The 18856-nt window shown below is 71.1% G+C and carries 17 protein-coding genes and 2 tRNA genes; 9 read left to right on the top strand and 10 right to left on the bottom strand.

Annotation, left to right across the window (positions count from 1 at the left end; translation table 11 throughout):
- Nucleotides 1–8: 8 nt before the first annotated feature.
- Nucleotides 9–2012 (bottom strand): diguanylate cyclase domain-containing protein, encoded by a 2004-nt coding sequence (locus J2S44_RS11595; protein ID WP_310411907.1) that lies wholly within the window; start codon nucleotides 2010–2012, stop codon nucleotides 9–11.
- A gap of 178 nt (nucleotides 2013–2190) precedes the next feature.
- On the opposite strand from J2S44_RS11595, the gene J2S44_RS11590 reads away from it, so the two are divergent.
- Nucleotides 2191–3723, top strand: coding sequence for a chitinase (locus J2S44_RS11590; protein WP_310429602.1), 1533 nt, complete (start codon nucleotides 2191–2193; stop codon nucleotides 3721–3723).
- 82 nt (nucleotides 3724–3805) lie between these two features.
- Here J2S44_RS11590 and J2S44_RS11585 read toward each other — a convergent pair whose 3' ends face one another.
- The 5 genes from J2S44_RS11585 to J2S44_RS11565 form a co-directional block, all read right to left on the bottom strand.
- A complete protein-coding gene (locus tag J2S44_RS11585; protein WP_310411904.1) occupies nucleotides 3806–4969 on the bottom strand; it encodes a trans-sulfuration enzyme family protein in 1164 nt (387 codons plus the stop codon).
- A gap of 118 nt (nucleotides 4970–5087) precedes the next feature.
- Nucleotides 5088–5657 carry a hypothetical protein gene (locus J2S44_RS11580; RefSeq protein ID WP_310411902.1) on the bottom strand — a complete coding sequence of 190 codons (570 nt, stop codon included), beginning with the start codon at nucleotides 5655–5657 and terminating at the stop codon, nucleotides 5088–5090.
- 10 nt (nucleotides 5658–5667) lie between these two features.
- Nucleotides 5668–6090 carry a hypothetical protein gene (locus J2S44_RS11575; RefSeq protein WP_310411899.1) on the bottom strand — a complete coding sequence of 141 codons (423 nt, stop codon included), beginning with the start codon at nucleotides 6088–6090 and terminating at the stop codon, nucleotides 5668–5670.
- A gap of 262 nt (nucleotides 6091–6352) precedes the next feature.
- Nucleotides 6353–7642: a hypothetical protein gene (locus tag J2S44_RS11570; RefSeq protein WP_310411897.1), complete on the bottom strand. Its 1290-nt coding sequence runs from the start codon at nucleotides 7640–7642 to the stop codon at nucleotides 6353–6355.
- 44 nt (nucleotides 7643–7686) lie between these two features.
- Nucleotides 7687–7971 carry a hypothetical protein gene (locus J2S44_RS11565; protein WP_310411895.1) on the bottom strand — a complete coding sequence of 95 codons (285 nt, stop codon included), beginning with the start codon at nucleotides 7969–7971 and terminating at the stop codon, nucleotides 7687–7689.
- 102 nt (nucleotides 7972–8073) lie between these two features.
- On the opposite strand from J2S44_RS11565, the gene J2S44_RS11560 reads away from it, so the two are divergent.
- On the top strand, nucleotides 8074–8610 hold the full coding sequence (locus J2S44_RS11560) for a flavoprotein (RefSeq protein ID WP_310411892.1): 537 nt from the start codon (nucleotides 8074–8076) through the stop codon (nucleotides 8608–8610).
- Here J2S44_RS11560 and J2S44_RS11555 read toward each other — a convergent pair.
- Entirely contained in the window at nucleotides 8597–9481 is an 885-nt protein-coding gene (locus tag J2S44_RS11555) for a LysR family transcriptional regulator (RefSeq protein ID WP_310411890.1), read from the bottom strand. The two genes, J2S44_RS11560 and J2S44_RS11555, sit on opposite strands and share 14 nt — an antisense overlap.
- 99 nt (nucleotides 9482–9580) lie before the next feature.
- On the opposite strand from J2S44_RS11555, the gene J2S44_RS11550 reads away from it, so the two are divergent.
- The gene (locus J2S44_RS11550) at nucleotides 9581–10792 is read left to right on the top strand and encodes an MFS transporter (RefSeq protein ID WP_310411887.1); all 1212 of its coding nucleotides are present in this window, start codon (nucleotides 9581–9583) and stop codon (nucleotides 10790–10792) included.
- A 97-nt stretch (nucleotides 10793–10889) separates the two neighbouring features.
- Here the strand turns inward: J2S44_RS11550 and J2S44_RS11545 are convergent, their stop codons facing one another.
- The 3 genes from J2S44_RS11545 to J2S44_RS11535 all read right to left on the bottom strand — a co-directional run bounded on the left by J2S44_RS11545 (nucleotide 10890) and on the right by J2S44_RS11535 (nucleotide 13322).
- Nucleotides 10890–11273 carry an RDD family protein gene (locus J2S44_RS11545; protein WP_310411884.1) on the bottom strand — a complete coding sequence of 128 codons (384 nt, stop codon included), beginning with the start codon at nucleotides 11271–11273 and terminating at the stop codon, nucleotides 10890–10892.
- 113 nt (nucleotides 11274–11386) lie between these two features.
- The gene (locus tag J2S44_RS11540; protein ID WP_310411880.1) at nucleotides 11387–12688 is read right to left on the bottom strand and encodes a serine hydrolase domain-containing protein; all 1302 of its coding nucleotides are present in this window, start codon (nucleotides 12686–12688) and stop codon (nucleotides 11387–11389) included.
- 560 nt (nucleotides 12689–13248) lie between these two features.
- Nucleotides 13249–13322: transfer RNA gene (locus J2S44_RS11535), tRNA-Gly, on the bottom strand.
- Between the two features lie 149 nt (nucleotides 13323–13471).
- Here J2S44_RS11535 and J2S44_RS11530 point away from each other — a divergent pair.
- From J2S44_RS11530 to J2S44_RS11505, 6 genes are all read left to right on the top strand, one after another.
- Nucleotides 13472–13545: transfer RNA gene (locus J2S44_RS11530), tRNA-Pro, on the top strand.
- 187 nt (nucleotides 13546–13732) lie between these two features.
- Entirely contained in the window at nucleotides 13733–15067 is a 1335-nt protein-coding gene (tig, locus tag J2S44_RS11525) for a trigger factor (RefSeq protein ID WP_310411877.1), read from the top strand.
- A 166-nt stretch (nucleotides 15068–15233) separates the two neighbouring features.
- Nucleotides 15234–15866, top strand: coding sequence for an ATP-dependent Clp protease proteolytic subunit (locus J2S44_RS11520; protein WP_310411874.1), 633 nt, complete (start codon nucleotides 15234–15236; stop codon nucleotides 15864–15866).
- 11 nt (nucleotides 15867–15877) lie between these two features.
- Nucleotides 15878–16543, top strand: coding sequence for an ATP-dependent Clp protease proteolytic subunit (locus tag J2S44_RS11515; protein WP_310411871.1), 666 nt, complete (start codon nucleotides 15878–15880; stop codon nucleotides 16541–16543).
- A gap of 318 nt (nucleotides 16544–16861) precedes the next feature.
- The gene (clpX, locus tag J2S44_RS11510) at nucleotides 16862–18160 is read left to right on the top strand and encodes an ATP-dependent Clp protease ATP-binding subunit ClpX (RefSeq protein WP_310411868.1); all 1299 of its coding nucleotides are present in this window, start codon (nucleotides 16862–16864) and stop codon (nucleotides 18158–18160) included.
- Nucleotides 18161–18204: 44 nt separating this feature from the next.
- Nucleotides 18205–18855 (top strand): GNAT family N-acetyltransferase, encoded by a 651-nt coding sequence (locus tag J2S44_RS11505; RefSeq protein WP_310411865.1) that lies wholly within the window; start codon nucleotides 18205–18207, stop codon nucleotides 18853–18855.
- Nucleotide 18856: the final 1 nt, after the last annotated feature.

Here is an 18856-nt window from a genome sequence, read left to right as displayed (position 1 = left end):
ACGCGCGCTCAGCGGCGGATGCCGGCCCGCCGGACGGACTTCGCGTGGTACATGGCCGCGTCGGCCACGCGCAGCAGCGCCTCCGCGGTCGGGTGCCCGTCCGTGGAGAGCGCGCTGCCGATGCTCGCGGAGACCCGGGCCGTCCCCTCGGCCAGCTCGAACGGGCGGGCCAGCGCGGCCCGGGCCCGTTCCGCGACCGCGGCCGCGCTGTTCGGCCCGTCGACGTCGTCCAGCAGCACCAGGAACTCGTCGCCGCCGAACCGCGCGGCCGTGTCCGTCTCGCGCAGCAGCGCCGTGATCCGCCCGGCCGTCTGCACCAGCAGCTGATCGCCGGCCGCGTGCCCGAGCGTGTCGTTCACCGCCTTGAAGCCGTCCAGGTCCAGGAAGAGCACCGCGAACGCGTACGCCGGCTCGCGTCGCGCCCGGTCCACCGCCTGCCGCAGCCGGTCCAGGAACAGGCCGCGGTTGGGCAGCCCGGTGAGGTGGTCGTAGAGCGCCGTCCGGCGCAGCCGTTCCTCCTGCTCGCGCAGTGAGCGCAGCATGAACTCCTGGTCCAGCGCGACCGCGAGCAGCGCGCCGGACTGGTTCATCGGCTCCCGGCCCGGCGGCGTCTTGTCCTGGATGCGCGCGACCGTGGCCAGCAGTCCCCAGTCGTGCGCGCTGCTGCGCACCGAGATCACGAAGACGATCTCACCGGTGTCCGGCCGCGCCGCGTCGAACAGCCCGGCCGGTGGGAAGTCCGCGACGTCGACCCGGCCGCCCGTGGTCCCGCAGTGGAACGCGCCGGAGATCTCCAGCGCGCCCCGGCGTTTCTCGCGGTGCTGCTCCGGGCGGGGATCGCGGCGCGGGCTGCCGTGCCAGAGGCCGAGGCAGCCGGCCGTGACCGGGAGGCGGCGCAGCCAGCCGAGCGCGCGCGGGTCCTGCTCGTCCGTGCGCAGCAGCTCCGTGCCGAGCTGGTACTGCGCGTTCAGCGTGTCCTGCAGGTAGCGGATGTCGCCGAACTGCGCGCGCGCCCGGTCCTGCGCCACCCGCAGCAGGATCCGGCGGGCCCGCTGCTCGGTCACCAGGCCGTGCAGCGCCTCGTCCAGCTCCGCGAGCGTCCAGCCGCGCAGCTCGGCGGCGAGCGCGGCCTCCGGCACGGCCGGGTCGGCGAGCCGGGCGGCGAGCGCGGTGTCGGGCGGCCGCGGCGCGGGCCGGTCACAGCCGCAGCTCTCCCGCGGCACGAAGACCGTCGGCACGAACGTGACGCCGTCGCCGCGGTCCAGCGCCGCGACCGCGGCCGCGCCGATCCGGCGCAGCGGCTGCGCCACGCTGGCCAGCGTGGGCTCGGTGTAGAGCGCGCCCGGGATGTCGTCGAAGCCGATCACCGCCTGCGCCTCCGGCACCCGGTGCCCGGCCGCGGTCAGCGTCTCCAGCACACCGATCGCGTTCCGGTCGGTGCCGCAGACCACGGCCGTGCACGGCAGCCCGGCCGCCAGCATCTCCGCCGCCGCGACCCGCCCGCCACGCTCGTGGTTGTCCGCCGCGGCGAAGAGCAGTTCGGGCAGGTCGTGGTCGGCGAGCGCGGCGAGGTAGCCGGCGTGCCGCTCGCGGATGTCCGGCACGTCCAGCGCGCCGGCGAACGCGATCCGGGTGTGCCCGTGCGCGATCAGGTGCGCGACCGCGTCCCGTACCCCCGAGCGGTTGTCCGGCAGCACCGCGTGCAGCGGCAGGGCCGTGGACCGGTGGCTGATCAGCACCACCGGTTTGCCGGTGGCGTGCAGCCGGGCCAGATGGCCGTCGTCGACCGCGCCGATCACCACGACGAACGCGTCCACGTGTGCCCAGCCGACCGGCGCGTCCCAGTCCGGGACGCCCTCGGAGTCGGCCCGCCGCGCGCCGGGCGCGAGCGTCTGCACGGCCAGCACCCGGCCGCCGCGCGCGGCGGCGGCCTCGGTCACGCCGGCGAGCAGGCCACCGTAGTAGTCGCCGCCGACGAACGGCGACAGCACCCCGATCGTCAGCCCGTTCACGAGATCAGCCTCTCAGAACCCGCGGGTACGGGTCCCGGCGTTCCGAAACGTTATCGCTGTCCTAAATGTGGGTCGAGGGCATGGACATCATCAGTTAAGAGTCTTAATAATTCTCCAACGGCCGCGGTGACCTGCACCGCCGCCGATGGAGGAGGCTGCCGTGAAACGGTCTCGATCTATCGCCCTGACCCTCGTCGCCCTGTGCGCGGCCGCCGCGTCGGCCGTGCTGTTCGCGCTCCCCGCATCGGCCGCGGCGGTCACCGCGACGTTCGCCAAGACCTCGGACTGGGGATCCGGCTGGGAGGGCAAGTACACGATCACCAACGGGACCGGGGCGGCGATCACGTCCTGGTCCGTGGCGTTCGACCTGCCGGCCGGCAGCACCATGGGCAGCTACTGGGACGCGCTGCTCACCTCCTCCGGACAGCGCTTCACGTTCACGAACCGGTCGTGGAACGGCACCGTGGCGCCGGGGGCGTCGGTGTCGTTCGGCTTCCTGGCCAACGGCGCGGGCACGCCGGTGAACTGCACGCTCAACGGCGCCTCCTGCGGCGGGGCGACACCGACCACCGGGCCGACGTCGGCCTCGCCGACCCCGAGCGCCACGTCCAGCCCGCGGCCGACATCCAGCCCGACGCCGTCCGCCTCGCCGTCTCCCTCGCCGTCGAACCCGAATCCCGGCACTCTGCCCAAACACGCGCTGATCGGATATCTGCACTCGAGCTTCCTGAACGGGTCCGGATATCTGCGGATGGCCGACGTACCGGCGGAGTGGGACATCATCAACCTCGCCTTCGGCGAGCCGACCACGGCCACCTCCGGCGACATCCGGTTCAGCCTCTGCCCGGTCGCGGAGTGCCCGAACGTGGAGTCCGAGGCCGAGTTCAAGGCCGCGATCCAGGCCAAGCGCGCCCAGGGCAAGAAGGTGCTGATCTCGATCGGCGGCCAGAACGGCCAGGTGCAGCTGACCACGACCGCGGCCCGTGACGCGTTCGTCACCTCGGTCGCCGCGATCATCGACCGGTACGGCCTGGACGGGCTGGACATCGACTTCGAGGGCCACTCGCTGTCGCTCAACACCGGCGACACCGACTTCCGGAACCCGACCACGCCCGCGATCGTCAACCTGATCTCCGCGGTGCGGGCGCTCAAGGCCCGGTATGGCGCGAACTTCGTGCTCACCATGGCCCCGGAGACGTTCTTCGTGCAGCTCGGCCACCAGTACTACGGCTCCGGCCCGTGGGGCGGCCAGGACCCGCGCTCCGGCGCGTACCTCCCGGTGATCCACGCCCTGCGCAACGACCTCACGGTGCTGCACGTGCAGGACTACAACTCCGGCCCGATCGTCGGCCTGGACGGCGCCTACCACACGATGGGCGGCGCGGACTTCCACATCGCGATGACCGACATGCTGCTGGCCGGCTTCCCGGTCGCGGGCAACCCGGCGAACGTGTTCCCGGCGCTGCGCGAGGACCAGGTCGCGTTCGGCGCGCCGTCGTCGGTCAGCGCCGGCAACGGATACGTGCCGCCGGCCGCGATCCAGGATGCGGTCAACTGCCTGGTCAAGGGCGTCTCGTGCGGGTCCTACACGCCGCGCAGCGGGACGAACCCGAACTTCCGCGGGCTGATGACCTGGTCCATCAACTGGGACCGCTTCTACTCCTGGGAGTTCCGGAACTCGCACGCGCCGTTCCTGCGGTCGCTGCCGTAACGCTCCGCCGGGCCGGGCCCGCACCCGGCCGGATCCAGGCGTCCCGCGTCCCGTTCCCGCGCGGGACGCCTGGATCGTCCGCTCAGCCCAGCGCCTGCTCCACATCGGCCCACAGGTCCTCGACGTGCTCGATGCCGACCGAGACCCGGATCGTCCCCGCGCCGATCCCGACCGCGGCCAGCTGCGCCTCGTCCAGCTGCCGGTGCGAGGTGCTGGCCGGATGCATCACCGTGGTCACCGTCCCGCCGAGCGACGGCGCGAGCCGGGCCAGTCGCAGCCGCTTGCTGAACGCGGTCCCGGCATCCCGCCCACCGGCCAGGTCGAACGCGAACGTCCCGCCGAACCCGCCGGTCAGCAGCCGCCGGGCCACCTCGTGCGTCGGATGCGTGGCCAGCCCCGGATAGTGCACCGCCGACACGGCCGGGTGCGCGGCCAGCCGCTCCGCGACCACGGCCGCGTTCGCACAGTGCCGCTCCACCCGCAGCGCCAGCGTGTGCAGCGACCGCGCCGTCAGCCACGCCGCGAACGGATCCGCCGCCACGCCGAACTCCACGTTGTGGTGCCAGACCCGCTCGTGCAGCGCCGGATCCGCGAACACCAGGATCCCGCCGACCACGTCGTGATGCCCGGCCAGATACTTCGTCACCGAGTGCAGCACCACGTCCGCGCCGTGCGCGATCGGCCGGCACAGCACCGGCGTCGCGAACGTGCTGTCCACCACCGTCACCACCCCCGCCGCCCGTGCGGCCGCGGTCAGCCGTGGCAGATCCGCCACGTACCCGGCCGGGTTGGAGATGGTCTCCAGGTAGAGGACCTTGGTGTCACCCGGCCGCAGCGCGTCGATGAGCGCGCCGGTGTCGTCCGCGTACTCGACGTCGACCCCGAACCGCTCCCGCAGATCCCGCAGTGCGGTGCCGGCCCCGCCGTAGAGCCGCCGCTGCGCCACCACGTGGTCGCCGCTCCGCAGCAGCGCCTGCAGCACCAGGTTGACGGCCCCCATCCCGGACGAGGTCGCGATCCCCGCCACCCCACCTTCCAGATCCGCCACCGCCGTCTCCAGCACCCGCACCGTCGGATTCGTCATCCGCGAGTACAGAAACGGCCCGTCCGGCCGCTGAAACGCCTCCGCCAGCACGTCCGGATCCTCGAACACCCAGGTCGACGCCGCATACAGCGGCGTCACGATCGGCTGGCTGCCGCCCACTTCCGGCAGCCGAGGATGCACAGCACGGGTCTCAGGTCTCATCCCCTGATCCTGCGCCGCCCGACCACCGTCGTCGCAGAGCCAATTCCGAACCGGTGGCCGCCGCCCGTTCACCCCGGCCCGGCTGTCTGACTGACTGACATCGCACCGCACGCGGGCTTCACCGCCGAGGCGTGTCGTTGTGCTTCGCCCGCCTCTTTCGCCGCGGTGTGTCCCCACCTTCGCCACCCTGCGCCCGTCGTTCGACCTGCAGCGCGAAGACGAACGTGGCCATCGATGCCAGCGCCGCGCTCGCGGCCAGCGCTTCGACCACGCTCGGCCACGGCAGTGACCCGGCCTCGGCGGTTGCGTAGATCAGTCCACCGGCCAGCGTGGTGAGGAGGACGGAATTCATGACCACCAGCGTGATCGGCAGCCCTTGCAACCGTCTCTTCTCGCGTACCTCCTCCCGCCGTATCCGGTGCGGATCCTCGGATCTCATGGCTCGTCCGATCGATGGTGCGGTGACCAGGATCCCCAGGGCGAACAGCAGCTTGCCGATGCCGGTGTGTATTTTTCGCACTTCGGCGGAGAGTTCCCGCCGATATCGTTCCTGAAGTCCTTCGGGGAGTGCCTTGACGGCCAGCCGGATGATGGCGAGTGCGGCGCGTTGAGCCCACCCGCCGAATTCGGCCACGAACAGTGACATGATCACTCCGGCGGCGATTCCGAGCAGTACCTCTACGTCCATGGCATCCTCCCTACGTCTTCGAGCTCAGTGCGAGCAGGAGTGAAACCTCCAGTGCGATCACCGATGAGAGGTGCGGCAGTCCGTAGGTCCATATGACTTTGCGCCATCTGCCACTCCGCGGCATTGCCGCCATGAATGAGACCAGCCAGAGGGTCAGAAGGAGGACGAGTCCGGCCGACATGATCGCCAGGAGGCTGTCGGCGACGTCCTCCGCCGGAAGTTGCTTCGACGCCAGATCGGACGCTGCCGTCAGTAGGTTGAACACCGAGGAGAGCAGGAGTTCCGGCCAGAAGACGAAGATCTCCATGCCGATCGGATCATTTCGGATTTTCGCGGTGAAGTATCTGATGAAGCAGCCGAGTGCGGCGGTGGCCACTGGAATAGCGACCATTCTGAAGAGATCGCTCGCCAAAACTTCCGTCAAGTCCGTCATCCTGCTTCATGAATACCCAGTATGACGCCCACGCTAGCAAGATCTAACCGGCGGATTCGTCGATCTTGAATGACTCATTCATCCGGGTGGGGCGTTCGGGCCTCGGTCGACCGGCCGCTCCGATAACGTTCGAGCGGACCGGCCGACTCGGCTCACGCCGCAGGATCATTCGATCCCGCATGCCAATCCTGATCCCGATGGAAGTTCCATAACGTGGGTGAATTGTATTCATGACGATTCTCATCCGATCGGATGAAGGTCATCACGACGGGTCGCTGCCGTGCCCCGTCGGCTCTCCGGCCGGGAGGCCGAGGCGGTGGCGTTGGGTGGGGACGTTGGCGAGGAGGTCGGCCTGGGCGCCGAACGGGTCCTCGGCGAGGCGGCGGCGCCAGTGGTCGGCCTCGGCGGCGAGGTCGGTGAGGCGGGCCGGGCCGAGGCCGGCCGGGCGGGTGCCGTCGTACAGGCGTGGGGTCACCATGCTGGTGATGGCGTCGAGCGTGGTCAGGGCGTCGTCGAAGCGCTCCAGGACGATCTCGGTGAGGGCCTGGGCGTGCAGCCGGTACGGGTCCGACGGGACGGCCCGGCAGTGTTCGACGTAGCCGGCGAGCGTGCCGTGCGCGGCGAAGTGCGGCATGGCCCGGGACCGGATCGCCTCGGCCAGGTGCTGCATGGCCGGCTCGGCGGTCTCGCGGGTGGCCGGCGTGGTGCGTGGGAGGCGCAGGTCGAGCGCGTCGTGGACGCGCCAGCCGGGGTGGCCGGCGGGCAGGTAGAGCGGGTGCAGGACGGCCTGGCCCTGGACGATCGCGCGGGCGATCAGGCCGACCGGTTCGGCGACGAGTTCCTCGTCGAAGACGAGCCACCGGCCGGGCAGGGACGGCAGGGCGTAGCGGACGACGGCCTCGCGCCAGACCGGACCGGGCCGGAGCTTGACCGGCCGGCCGCCGTCCGTCGCGGTCCACGGGATGCGCAGCGCGTCCAGCCACGGGGCGAACGGGCCGCCGGGGTCGTCCAGCAGGCGGGCCGGCCGGAGCGCGCGGCGCCGGGCCCGTCTCAGGCCGTCCGCGGGTACGCCGTAGAGGTCGGCGAGCGCGGCGATCGCCCCGGCGCCGTTGCGCGACTGCCCGCGCCGTTCGAACAGCGCGGGCGGCACGGCGGCCGGCACGTCCCGCAGCATCAGCGGTTCGGCGAAGCCGGAGCCGAAGCCGGGCGGCTGGATCCGCACGTGATGCACCCGCGAGACCGCGGCCGGCCGCCCGTCGAGCACGATCTGCTCCGCCCCGTCGGCGTCGTAGTCGTAGGCGATGAACGCCCGGACCGCGTGCGCCGACTCCGACAGCAGCCGCACGACCAGGTGGGCGAATTCGGGGCCGACGTCCGCGGTCGACAGCTCCAGGCGCCGCCAGTCGTGGTCCAGCGGTACGACGCGGGCGTAGAGCACGCCGGGACCGCCGGGGAGCGCGCCGGGGTGGTCCGTGCGGAGCACGCCGAGCGCGGCGTCCACGTCCGCACCCGGGCTGAGGTCCACCCAGGCCGCCGCCCTGTATGTCGACATCCTTCGCGCAGTCCCGTCCGCTCGACCGGACTGCATGGTAGTTCTCAGTGGTGGCGGCGGCGTCCGCGCATCCACATGACGGTGCCGGCCACCACGCCGACCACCACGAAACCGATCTTGAGGCCGGTCTTGCCGAGCAGCAGCGCACCGCCGCCGCGCAGCAGGACGCCGAGCCAGTGGTCGGCGGAGGTCAGGTCGTCCCAGGAGTGCCCGATGCCGGTGAGCCGCCAGCCGGCCCAGACCATGACGAGCGCGACGGTCAGCGTGACCGCGCCGGCCGCGACGAGCTTCCCGTTCCGCAGGACCGCACGTTCCTCGTTCATCAGCATGGTTCGAATCTATGGGCGGATCGGGTGTGATGAATCGCCCGTGCGGCGGGCGTCGGTCTCTATCGGAAGGTAGAGAGGTACGGTGCGGCCATGGCCGGGAACGTGACAGTGATCGTTTGCGGGGCGCCGCTCACCGTGCGTACGCCCGATCTGCTCAAGGCTCTGCTCGGCGACGGCTGGACGCCGATCCTGATCGGTACGCCCGCGTCGCGCGCGTGGCTGGACCCGGCCGCCGTGCACGACGTGCTGGGCGCGCCGCCGCAGTTCGACTTCCGGGCGCCGGACCAGCCGAAGCAGGGCGGCCCGCCGGACGCGGTGGTGGTCTGCCCGGCCACGTTCAACACGCTGAACAAGGCGGCGAGCGGTGCCGCGGACACGTACGCGCTGGCCCGGCTCTGCGAGGCGCTCGGCGAGGGGGTGCCGGTGGTGGCGGTGCCGACCGTGAACGAGAAGCTCTGGGGCCACCCGGCCTGGCGGCGCAACCTGGCGCTGCTGGAGTCGGCCGGCACCGTGCTGCTGGACGTGCACAACGGCCGGCCGGGCCCGCGACCGGTCGCGCCGGAGCTGGGCGGCGACCCGGGCGCGATCTTCGAGCCGGCCTGGGTGACCGAGGCGCTGCGCCCGTTCAGCCGAGCCTGACGTAGTCCTTCGCCAACTCCAGGAACGTGCGCGTCGCCGCGGTCGGCCGGCGCCGGGTGGCGGTGGCCAGCGACAGCGTCCACCACAGCTCCGCCCCCTCGATCGGCAGGCCTTTGACCCCAGGATCATCCGAGGGTACGGAGAACGCCGGCATGATCGAGACACCGAGCCCGTGCCGCACGTACTCGGGAGCGGTGCCGATCTCCACGACCTCCAGCGCGACGCGCCGTTGCAGGCCCGCGGCCGCGTAGGCACGGTCGACCACGACCCGGTTGCCGAAGCCGGCCGGCGAGTCGATGAACGGCCGCTCGGCCAGCCGCTCCAGCGTCACGCTCGGGCCGGGCCACGCGGCCGGGACGATCGCGAACATCCGTACCCGGGCCAGCGTGTGAATGTCGAGGCCGGTGCGCGCCCGGTCGATGTCGGACAGGAACGCCAGGTCGAACTCGCCGTCCAGCAGCGCCTGGGCCAGCCCGGCCGACCCGGTCGGCGCCGCCCGCATGCGCACGGTCACGCCCGGGTGGTCGGCCGTGAATCGCCCGAGCAGGCCGGGCAGGTCCAGGATGGTGACGGACGTCATGGCGCCGACGTGCACGGTGCCGCGCAGTCCGCCGCGCACGCGTGCCACCGCGTCCCGGGCGCCCTGCGCCGCGTCCAGCACCGCGCGCGCCTCGGGCAGCAGCGCCGCGCCCGCGTCGGTCAGCGCGATCCGCTGCGGCCCGCGCTCGAACAGCTCCGCCCGCAGGTGCTGCTCCAGCGCGCGGATGGTGGCGGAGACGCCGGACTGGACCACGTGCAGGCGCGCGGCCGCCCGGGTGAAGCTCAGCTCCTCCGCGACCGCCACGAAGTACTCGAGGTGACGTAGGTCCATCACGATTGATGATAGTGCCCAGCATGAACCATCGTTGGCGGCGATGGGCCCGGTGCAGAAGGCTGTGCAGCGTCACCTTTCCGATGTGAGGAGCTCATGATGTCCGCTCAGACGCTGCCGGCGCCCGCCACGGCGGCCCGGCGAGGTGTCGGCCACGGCACCGGTTTCTGGGTGGTCGCGGCCGCGTTCGGCGTCGCGATGGCCTTCACGGTCGTACCCACCCCGCTCTGGCCCCTCTACCAGCGCGAGGCCGGCTACTCGACGCTGATGGTCACGGTCGCCTACGCCGCGTACGCGGTCGGCGTCACGATCAGCCTGTTCCTCGCCGGTCACCTCTCCGACCGGCTCGGCCGCCGCCGCGTCCTGCTCCCGGCGCTGCTCGTCGAGATCGCCTCCGGCGTGCTGCTGCTCGCCTCGACCGCGTTCCCGGCCGTGCTGGCCGGCCGCGCGCTCAGCGGCGCCGCGGTCGGCATGATCACCGCGACCGCCACCGCGCACCTGGTCGAGCTGCACGCGGCCGCGCGGCCCGGCGCCGGCCGCGCGCTCGCCGAGCTGGTCGGCACGGCCGCGAACATGGGCGGCTTCGCGGTCGGCTCGCTGACCTCGGGACTGCTGGCCGAGTGGGCCGGCGCGCCGCTGCGTACCCCCTATGTGGTCTATCTGGTGTTGCTGGCCGTCGTCGCGGCCGGCGTCGCGCTGGTACCGGAGACGGTGGCCGCGACCTCGGCGCCCTACCGGCCGCAGCGCGTCGCCGTGCCCGCCGCCGCCCGTGGCCGCTACGCCACCGTGGCGATCGGTGCGTTCGCCGCCTTCGCCGTGCTGGGCCTGTTCGCGTCCGTCGCGCCCGGCTTCGTGGGCGGCACCATGGGACATCCGTCGCGCGCGCTGGCCGGGCTGGTCGCGTTCCTGTCGTTCGGCAGCGGGGTGACCGCGCAGCTGGTGTTCGCCCGGATGCCGGCCCGGCGCCAGGTGTTCGGCGGGCTCGTCGCGCTGAGCCTCGGCCTGATCGCCACCACGGCCGCGGTGTGGCTGCCCAGCCTGCCGCTGTTCCTGATCGGCGGCGTCACCGCCGGCGCCGGCGCGGGCCTGCTGTTCAAGGGCTCCATCGGTACGGTGTTCAGCATCTCCGAGCCGGCCACCCGCGGCGAGGCGCTGGCCGGGCTGTTCCTCGCCGGATACCTCGGCCTGTCCATCCCGATCCTCGGCTTCGGCTTCGCCACCGCGGCGGTGTCGACCGAGGTCGCGCTGGCCGGCTTCGCGACCGTGGTGGTCGCGCTGGCCGCGGTGGTCGGCATCCGGACTGTTCGCTGATCCGGCCCGGTGCGCTGATCCGGTCCGGTGTGCTGAGGCGGCCCGGTCCGCTGATCCGGCCCGGTGCGCGGTTTCGGCCGCGCACCGGGGCGACCGGTCAGCGGACGACCACGGTGCCCATCACCTTGTCCGCCAGGGTCTGGCGCTTCGTCGTCCACAGCGGCAGCAGGTAACCGAGGTAGAGGATCACGTCGTCGAGCACGTGCGCCAGGTCCCGCACGGCGGCCCGCACCGGGCCGATCGGCTGCCCGGTGTCCGCGCTCACCAGACGGATCCCGGTCAGCGCGCGACCCCAGCTCTGCCCGGTGCGCCCGGCGCGCCACCACCGGTTGTAGCCCCACACCGCGAACCCGAGACCGGCCAGACCGTAGTAGAGCGCCCGATTGCCGTCCAGCAGCCCACCGGCCAAAAAGAACGGCGCGGCGACGGCCGAGTCGACGAGATACGCGGCGGCGCGGGTGAACCAGCCGGAGAACGTCATGTCCACTCCCTTGCGACGACCGGCCACGGCGGCCGGAACACGGAAAGCGTCGCAGCGGACCGGCCCGCGCCGCGTCGGTGGAAAGTGCGGACGGCGGGTGCACGGAAGTCGTATCAGTCGGTTCCGCGCCAGCCCGCCGGGTCGACCCCGCCGGGGACCGAGGCCGCCGGGCCGTACGGCTCGCGGGTGAAGACGAACGTACCGACGTCCAGATGGGTGACCGCGCCGGACGCGTCCCGCTCGATCCGCATGCGTTCACCGTCGAAGTAGCCGCCCCGCCCGGTCCAGACGCCGTCCGGCCCGGGCCGCAACCGGGTCGCGCGGGTGCCGCCGCCGCGCAGCGCGGACAGCTCCAGGTGACCGTCCGCCGCCGGGCGCAGCAGGTACGGGTTCGGCCCCCAGTACCACGGGCCGGCCAGCGCGAGCAGCTCCGGATCGACCGACGGCAGCGGGCGCCACGGCTCCGGGATGCGCGGCTCCCGTTCCGCGACGATCCGGATCAGGTCGGCCGTGAGGACACCGACGTCCAGACCGGTGGTGACGTTGCCGAGCACGACCGCGCCGAGCCCCTCCGCCGGGTCGACCGCGACCGTGGACAGGAAACCGGGCAGCGACCCGGTGTGCCCGGTCAGCACCCGGCCGTCCGGTGCGCGCAGGATCTGCACGCCCAGCCCGTACTCGGGCGTCCGGGGTTCGCACATCTCCTCGACCGACTCCCGGCGCAGCACCCGTTCGTCACCGCCGCCGAGCAGGACCACGGCCAGCCGGGCCAGGTCCGCGGCGGTCGACCAGAGCTGCCCGGCCGCGGCCATCCGCCCGAGGTCCTCCGCCGGTTCCGGCAGCAGCACGTCGGCCCAGGGGTGCACGGCCCAGCCGCTCGCGTGCGGCGCGACCGGGTCCGGACCGGTGCGGTCCATGCCGAGCGGCGCCAGGATCTCGGCGCGCAGCACCTCCGCCCAGGACCCGCCGCGCAGCTTCTCGACCAGCGCGCCGAGCAGCGCGTACCCCGGATTGGAGTAGTGGAAGCGCCGCCCCGGCGGGAACACGTACGGCGTCTCCGGCAGCACGTCCGCCAGATCGGGCCGCAGCACCCCCGGCGTCCGCTCCCACCACGGCCCCGGCGGCTCCGCGGCCAGCCCCGCCGTGTGCCCCAGCAGCGCACCGACTGTCGCCCGGCCGGCCGGCGTACCCGGCAGGTGCGCCTCCAGCGGATCGTCCAGGTCGAGCCGGCCCTCGTCCCGCAGGCGCAGCACCAGCATCGCCGTCAACGTCTTGGTGATCGACCCGATCCGGTACTGCGTATCACCGTCCGGCACACCCCCACCCACGTCACCCCGGCCCTCGACCCACACCACCCGCCCGTCCCGCACCACGGCCGCCACCACCGACGGCGTACGCCCCCTGCTCTGCCCCACGGCGAGACGATGACGAAGAGCCCGCCGGGTATCGGCCAGAAGATCAGACATGCCACAAAGATATCGATCAACCGACACGACACACCGAACGTTCCCGCCCACCGCACCGCGGCGACCGCCTTCACGCGGCCGCCGGCCGCCCGAACTCTGGTCGCGTTCCGTCCGCCCCCTCGGACCAGCGGATCGCCTCGCCGGACACGCCGTGCACGAGGGCGCATTCGCGGTAGCGCACGGCTTCCCCGCGCGGGAAGACCCCGACCGCGTGGGCCGCTGGCACAGGCGAAGAGCACCTACCAGCACGCCACCAACGACCGCGACCGCGAGCTCGCCAACGACATGGACAAGCGCATCACCAGTGCAACCAACCCCAAGAAGCCCAACACCAGCAAGAAGAAGCCCAAGCCCCAGAGCTAGCGACACGCCAACGGCACGTTAATGGCACACAAGATCAACCAGGCCGGAACGTAAGCGAGCCACACCGTGGGGGTCCGGGGGCTCGGCCCCCGGGTTGCATGCGGAACGCCCTGGTCAACGCACTCCGTTGACACAGTGACCCGAAGTGGAGCGGACGACGGGAATCGAACCCGCGTAATCAGTTTGGAAGACTGAGGCTCTACCATTGAGCTACGTCCGCGTGCGCCGCGGATGGTTCGCGGTGCTGTCCTAGCGTACCCACTCGGGCTGATCTTCCCAAGCCGGTATCCGGCACGCCACACCGGAAGGTTCCGTACGCGAGGCCCGGCGAGCCGGGATGGGCTTCGGGCGCTTACACTCGAAGCGCCACGGGGTGTGGCGCAGCTTGGTAGCGCACTCGCTTTGGGAGCGAGGGGCCGTGGGTTCAAATCCCGCCACCCCGACGACAGGATGACGCGGGTTTCAAACCCGGGCGCGAGCGTGCCGCGACGACGGCCTAAACTCGCGAGAGCGACGGCGCGTAACGCCGGCGTGTCTGCAGACGAAACAGTGGCAGACCGCAGACAGAGCGCAGACGCCCAGGACAGCGGACACGCCGCACATCACCCAGATCCATCAAGGAGTACGCCTGTGAAGAGCACCGTCGAGACTCTGAGCCCGACTCGGGTGCGGCTCGCCATCGAGGTGCCGTTCGCCGAGCTCGAGCCGAGCCTGAAGAAGGCGTACCGGGAGATCGCGTCTCAGGTGCAGATCCCCGGCTTCCGCCGCGGCAAGATCCCGTCGGCCGTGATCGACCAGCGGGTCGGCCGGGAGACCGTGCTGAACGAGGCCGTCAACGAGGCGATCCCGGCGCAGCTGTTCGCGGCCGTGCAGGAGCACGACGTCAAGCTGCTCGGCCGGCCCGAGGTCAACGTGACGGAGTTCGCCGACAACGAGCCGCTGAAGTTCACGGCCGAGGTCGACGTGCGTCCGGAGCTGACGATCCCGGACCTGTCCGGCATCGAGGTCGAGGTCGACGAGCTGGTGATCGGTGACAGCGAGATCGACGAGCAGGTCAACAACCTGCGCGAGCGGTTCGCCACGCTGAAGACGGTCGAGCGGCCGGCGGCCGAGGGCGACTACGTGCAGCTCGACCTGACCGCGACGGTCGACGGTGTGGAGGTGCCGGGCGGTTCCGCGTCCAACATCTCCCACGAGGTCGGCTCCCAGCAGCTGCTCCCGGGTCTGGACGAGGTCCTGGTGGGCCTGTCCGCCGGTGAGTCCGCGACGTTCACCACGAAGCTGGTCGGCGGCGACTTCGCCGGGCAGGACGCGGAGGTCTCCACCACGGTCCGCACCGTGAAGGAGAAGGAGCTGCCGGAGCTCGACGACGACTTCGCCCAGCTGGCCAGCGAGTTCGACTCGCTGGAGGAGCTGAAGGGCGACGTCCGTGAGCGGGTCACCCGGGTCAAGAAGGTCGAGCAGATCTACGCGGCCCGGGACAAGGTGCTCGCGCAGATCGTCGAGGCGGCCGAGATCCCGGCGCCGGAGGGTGTCGTGAAGGACGCGGTCGAGCAGCGCAAGGCCGCGATGACCGACCAGCTGGAGCGCATCGGCGCGTCGCTGGAGGACTACCTCGCCTCGGAGGAGAAGACCGAGGAGCAGATCGACACCGAGCTGCAGGAGGCCGCGACCGAGGGCGTCAAGATCCAGCTGCTGCTCGACACGATCGCGGAGGCGGAGCAGGTTCAGGTCTCCGACGACGAGTTCGGTCACGAGATCATGCACCGCGCGCAGCGCGCCGGCATGCAGCCCCAGCAGTACTACGACCAGCTCGCCCGCTCGGGTGAGGCGCAGGCCGTCTTCGGCGACGTGCGTCGCGGGAAGGCGCTGCAGATCGTGCTGGAGCGTGTGACGATCAAGGACACCGCGGGCAACCCGGTGACGCTCGAGGCGATCCAGGACGAGCACCACCACGTGCACTAAGGGTTTCACCACCCAGAGCCGCCGCGGGTTCGCGTACCCGCGGCGGCTCTGGTTCTTCTGAGGGCAGAAGGCGTGCGCTTACAGCGAACAGTGCCCCATGCACGGACGAAGTGCCCCAATGACGGGCTAGGGTCGGTCCTACGAAGGACAACAGCGAAGGGCTGCCATGACCGACTTGCATCTCAATGCGTCGCCTCTGGCCAGAGGCGGCGGCGACCTCGCCGGTGGCCTTGACGACTCGGTCTACAACCGGCTGCTGAAGGAGCGGATCATCTTTCTGGGCAGCGAGGTGACCGATTCGGTCGCCAACCGCCTCTGCGCCCAGTTGCTGCTGCTCGCGGCGGAGGACCCGGAGCGTGACATCCACTTCTGGATCAACTCGCCCGGCGGCTCGGTCTACGCCGGCATGGCGATCTACGACACCATGCAGTGGATCGACAACGACGTCTCGACCGTCGCGATGGGCATGGCGGCCTCCATGGGCCAGCTGCTGCTCTGCGCCGGGACGAAGGGCAAGCGTTACGCGCTGCCGCACGCCCGGATCATGATGCACCAGCCGTCCGGTGGCCTGGGCGGCACCGCGGCGGACATCGCGATCCAGGCGGAGCAGATGCTTTACACGAAGCGCATGTTCCAGGAGCGCGTCGCGTTCCACACCGGGCAGACGCAGAGCACGATCGAGGCCGACTCGGACCGGGACCGCTGGTTCACGTCCGCGGCGGCCAAGGAGTACGGCTTCATCGACAAGGTGATCACCGGGGCGACGCAGGTCCCCGAGGGCGCCGGAACGCTGAACTGAGGAAGGCGACAATGACGGACATGACACTTCCCCCGCGGTTCGCTCCGGTGCACAACCGGTACGTTCTTCCCTCCTTCGTCGAGCGCACGTCGTACGGGGTGAAGGAGTCCAACCCGTACAACAAGATGTTCGAGGACCGGATCATCTTCCTCGGCGTCCAGGTGGACGACGCCTCGGCGAACGACGTGATGGCCCAGCTGCTGACGCTGGAGTCGACGGACCCGGACCGCGACATCACGATGTACATCAACTCGCCCGGTGGCTCGTTCACGGCCATGACGGCGATCTACGACACCATGCAGTACGTGCGCCCGGACATCGTCACGGTGTGCCTGGGCCAGGCGGCGTCCGCGGCCGCGATCCTGCTGGCGGCCGGCACGCCCGGCAAGCGGATGGCGCTGCCGCACTCCCGGGTGATAATCCACCAGCCCGCCACCGAGGGCGGTTACGGCCAGGGTTCGGACATCGAGATCCAGGCCCGGGAGATCCTGCGCATGCGCTCCCAGATGGAGGAGATGCTGGTGCGGCACACCGGCCGGGCCGCCGATCTGGTCACCAAGGACATCGACCGCGACAAGATCATGACCGCGGAAGAGGCCAAGGAGTACGGGATCGTCGACACGGTCCTGGCGAACCGGAAGAAGAGCGGCCTGATCGGGGTCGGCGCCTCCAGCTAGACCCAGCGCCCTTGACGGAGGCCAGCCGCAGGTAGGTTACTGTGGCTGGTCTTCACTTTGACCGCTTGGAACATACGCACTTAAATCGGGCATACGGCGCCAAATCTCCGGTAGGGATGACCCGCTAGCCTGGTTGGTCTCTGACACGCCAGTTTTGGGGGTCGGAGAAACGCCCCCGCAGGGGGTAACGTCGAGGCCGCACCGCTAAACATCGCGGTCCGGTGGACGATCGAATACCGTTGAGCGAAGACCGTTTGACCAGGTCGTCCTCAGGCCAGGGTTGGGAGTCTCCAGCCGATGAGCGCAGGGAGAGCGTAGGTGGCACGGATCGGTGACGGCGGCGACCTACTGAAGTGCTCCTTCTGTGGAAAGTCGCAGAAGCAGGTCAAGAAACTCATCGCGGGCCCCGGGGTCTACATCTGCGACGAGTGCATCGATCTCTGTAACGAGATCATCGAGGAGGAGCTGGCCGAGTCCGGCGAGGTGAAGTGGGAAGAGCTTCCCAAGCCGATGGAGATCGTCCAGTTCCTGGATCAGTACGTGGTGGGCCAGGAGAGCGCCAAGCGCGCGCTCGCCGTCGCGGTCTACAACCACTACAAGCGGATCCAGGCGGAGGCGAACGGCGCCCCCGGCTCCGGCAGTGAGCAGATCGAGCTCGCCAAGTCCAACATCATGCTGATCGGCCCGACCGGCTGCGGCAAGACGCACCTGGCGCAGACGCTCGCCCGCATGCTCAACGTCCCGTTCGCGATCGCCGACGCCACGGCGCTGACCGAGGCCGGCTACGTCGGCGAGGACGTGGAGAACATCCTTCTCAAGCTGATCCAGGCCGCTGACTACGACATCAAGCGCGCCGAGACCGGCATCATCTACATCGACGAGGTCGACAAGATCGCCCGCAAGTCGGAGAACCCGTCGATCACCCGTGACGTCTCCGGCGAGGGCGTGCAGCAGGCCCTGCTCAAGATCCTCGAGGGCACCACGGCGAACGTGCCTCCCCAGGGCGGCCGCAAGCACCCGCACCAGGAGTTCATCCAGATCGACACCACGAACGTGCTGTTCATCTGCGGTGGCGCGTTCGCGGGCCTGGACCGGATCGTCGAGTCCCGGATCGGCGCCGGCGGCGTCGGCTTCGGGGCGAACCTGCGCTCGATCCGCGACCGGGACACCGACGACATCATGTCCAAGGTGATGCCGGAGGACATGCTGAAGTTCGGCCTGATCCCCGAGTTCATCGGTCGTCTGCCGGTCTTCACCACGGTGCGCAACCTCGACCGCGAGGCGCTGGTCAGCATCCTCACCGAGCCCCGCAACGCGCTCGTCCGTCAGTACCAGCGGCTCTTCGAGCTGGACGGCGTCGAGCTGGAGTTCGAGCAGGAGGCGCTCAACGCGATCGCGGACCAGGCCATGCTCCGCGGCACCGGCGCCCGTGGCCTGCGCGCCATCATGGAAGAGGTCCTGCAGAACGTGATGTACGAGGTGCCGTCGAACCCGGACGCCGCCCGCGTGCTCATCACCAAGGGCGTCGTCCTGGAGAACGTCAACCCGACCATCGTTCCGCGCGAGTTCACGGGCCGCCGTGCCCGCCGCGAGCGCCCCGAGGAGAAGTCGGCCTGACCGCCTCGCACGACACGCACGCCCCGGCGGTCTCGCCGGGGCGTTTGTCGTCGCTGCTGGACCACGTCGCCCGCGGCGGGCACCTGCCCACCGAACCGTTCCTGGAGGTCGTGCCGGCGCCGTCCGCGCGTGACGTCGCGGTGCTCTCCTTCCCGGCGCGCGTGGTCGTCGCCGCCCCGGTCACGCTCGACTGGGTGAACGCGCACCTCCCGGACTCCGGCGACATCTTCTCCGAACCGATGAACCCGCCGTTCCTGCACGCGCTCGAACGCCGGCTCGGCCGCCGCGTCAACAGCATCGACCAGATGCTGGTCGCGCCCGCGCTGCCCGGCCCGCCCGCGATCGCGCTGACCGAGATCCGGGACCACATCCATCCGCGGGTACGGCACGCGGTCGGCTACCGCGACGACGTCCGCGTGTACGCCGCCCACGGCGGCCTGCTCACGATCGGGCGGGGCCTCGCCGGCCGGTGGGAGCTCTCCATGGAGGTCCTCCCGGAGCACCGCAACGCCGGCCTCGGCCGCGCCCTGGTCACCGCGGCGCGTCACCTGACCCCCGCGGGCGCCCACGTCTGGGCCCAGGTCGCACCCGGGAACGCGGCCAGCACCCGCACGCTGCTCGCCGCCGGTTTCACCCCGGTCGGCGCGGAGGCGATCCTCCAGACACCCCTGGTAGCGGCACCCGGCGCGTCGTAGG

The sequence above is a fragment of the Catenuloplanes niger genome, assembly GCF_031458255.1.
GTDB classification, from domain to species: domain Bacteria; phylum Actinomycetota; class Actinomycetes; order Mycobacteriales; family Micromonosporaceae; genus Catenuloplanes; species Catenuloplanes niger.
This window is presented reverse-complemented; position numbering and strand designations above follow the sequence as displayed.

Bases quoted from the DNA above. Each gene is read 5' to 3' on its own strand.
- J2S44_RS11545 (WP_310411884.1), bottom strand. From the start codon at position 11,273: ATGACGTTCTCCGGCTGGTTCACCCGCGCCGCCGCGTATCTCGTCGAC.
- J2S44_RS11520 (WP_310411874.1), top strand. From the start codon at position 15,234: ATGACCGACTTGCATCTCAATGCGTCGCCTCTGGCCAGAGGCGGCGGC.
- J2S44_RS11550 (WP_310411887.1), top strand. From the start codon at position 9,581: ATGTCCGCTCAGACGCTGCCGGCGCCCGCCACGGCGGCCCGGCGAGGT.
- J2S44_RS11515 (WP_310411871.1), top strand. From the start codon at position 15,878: ATGACGGACATGACACTTCCCCCGCGGTTCGCTCCGGTGCACAACCGG.
- J2S44_RS11570 (WP_310411897.1), bottom strand. From the start codon at position 7,642: ATGTCGACATACAGGGCGGCGGCCTGGGTGGACCTCAGCCCGGGTGCG.
- J2S44_RS11555 (WP_310411890.1), bottom strand. From the start codon at position 9,481: ATGGACCTACGTCACCTCGAGTACTTCGTGGCGGTCGCGGAGGAGCTG.
- J2S44_RS11580 (WP_310411902.1), bottom strand. From the start codon at position 5,657: ATGGACGTAGAGGTACTGCTCGGAATCGCCGCCGGAGTGATCATGTCA.
- J2S44_RS11565 (WP_310411895.1), bottom strand. From the start codon at position 7,971: ATGCTGATGAACGAGGAACGTGCGGTCCTGCGGAACGGGAAGCTCGTC.
- J2S44_RS11585 (WP_310411904.1), bottom strand. From the start codon at position 4,969: ATGAGACCTGAGACCCGTGCTGTGCATCCTCGGCTGCCGGAAGTGGGC.
- J2S44_RS11575 (WP_310411899.1), bottom strand. From the start codon at position 6,090: ATGACGGACTTGACGGAAGTTTTGGCGAGCGATCTCTTCAGAATGGTC.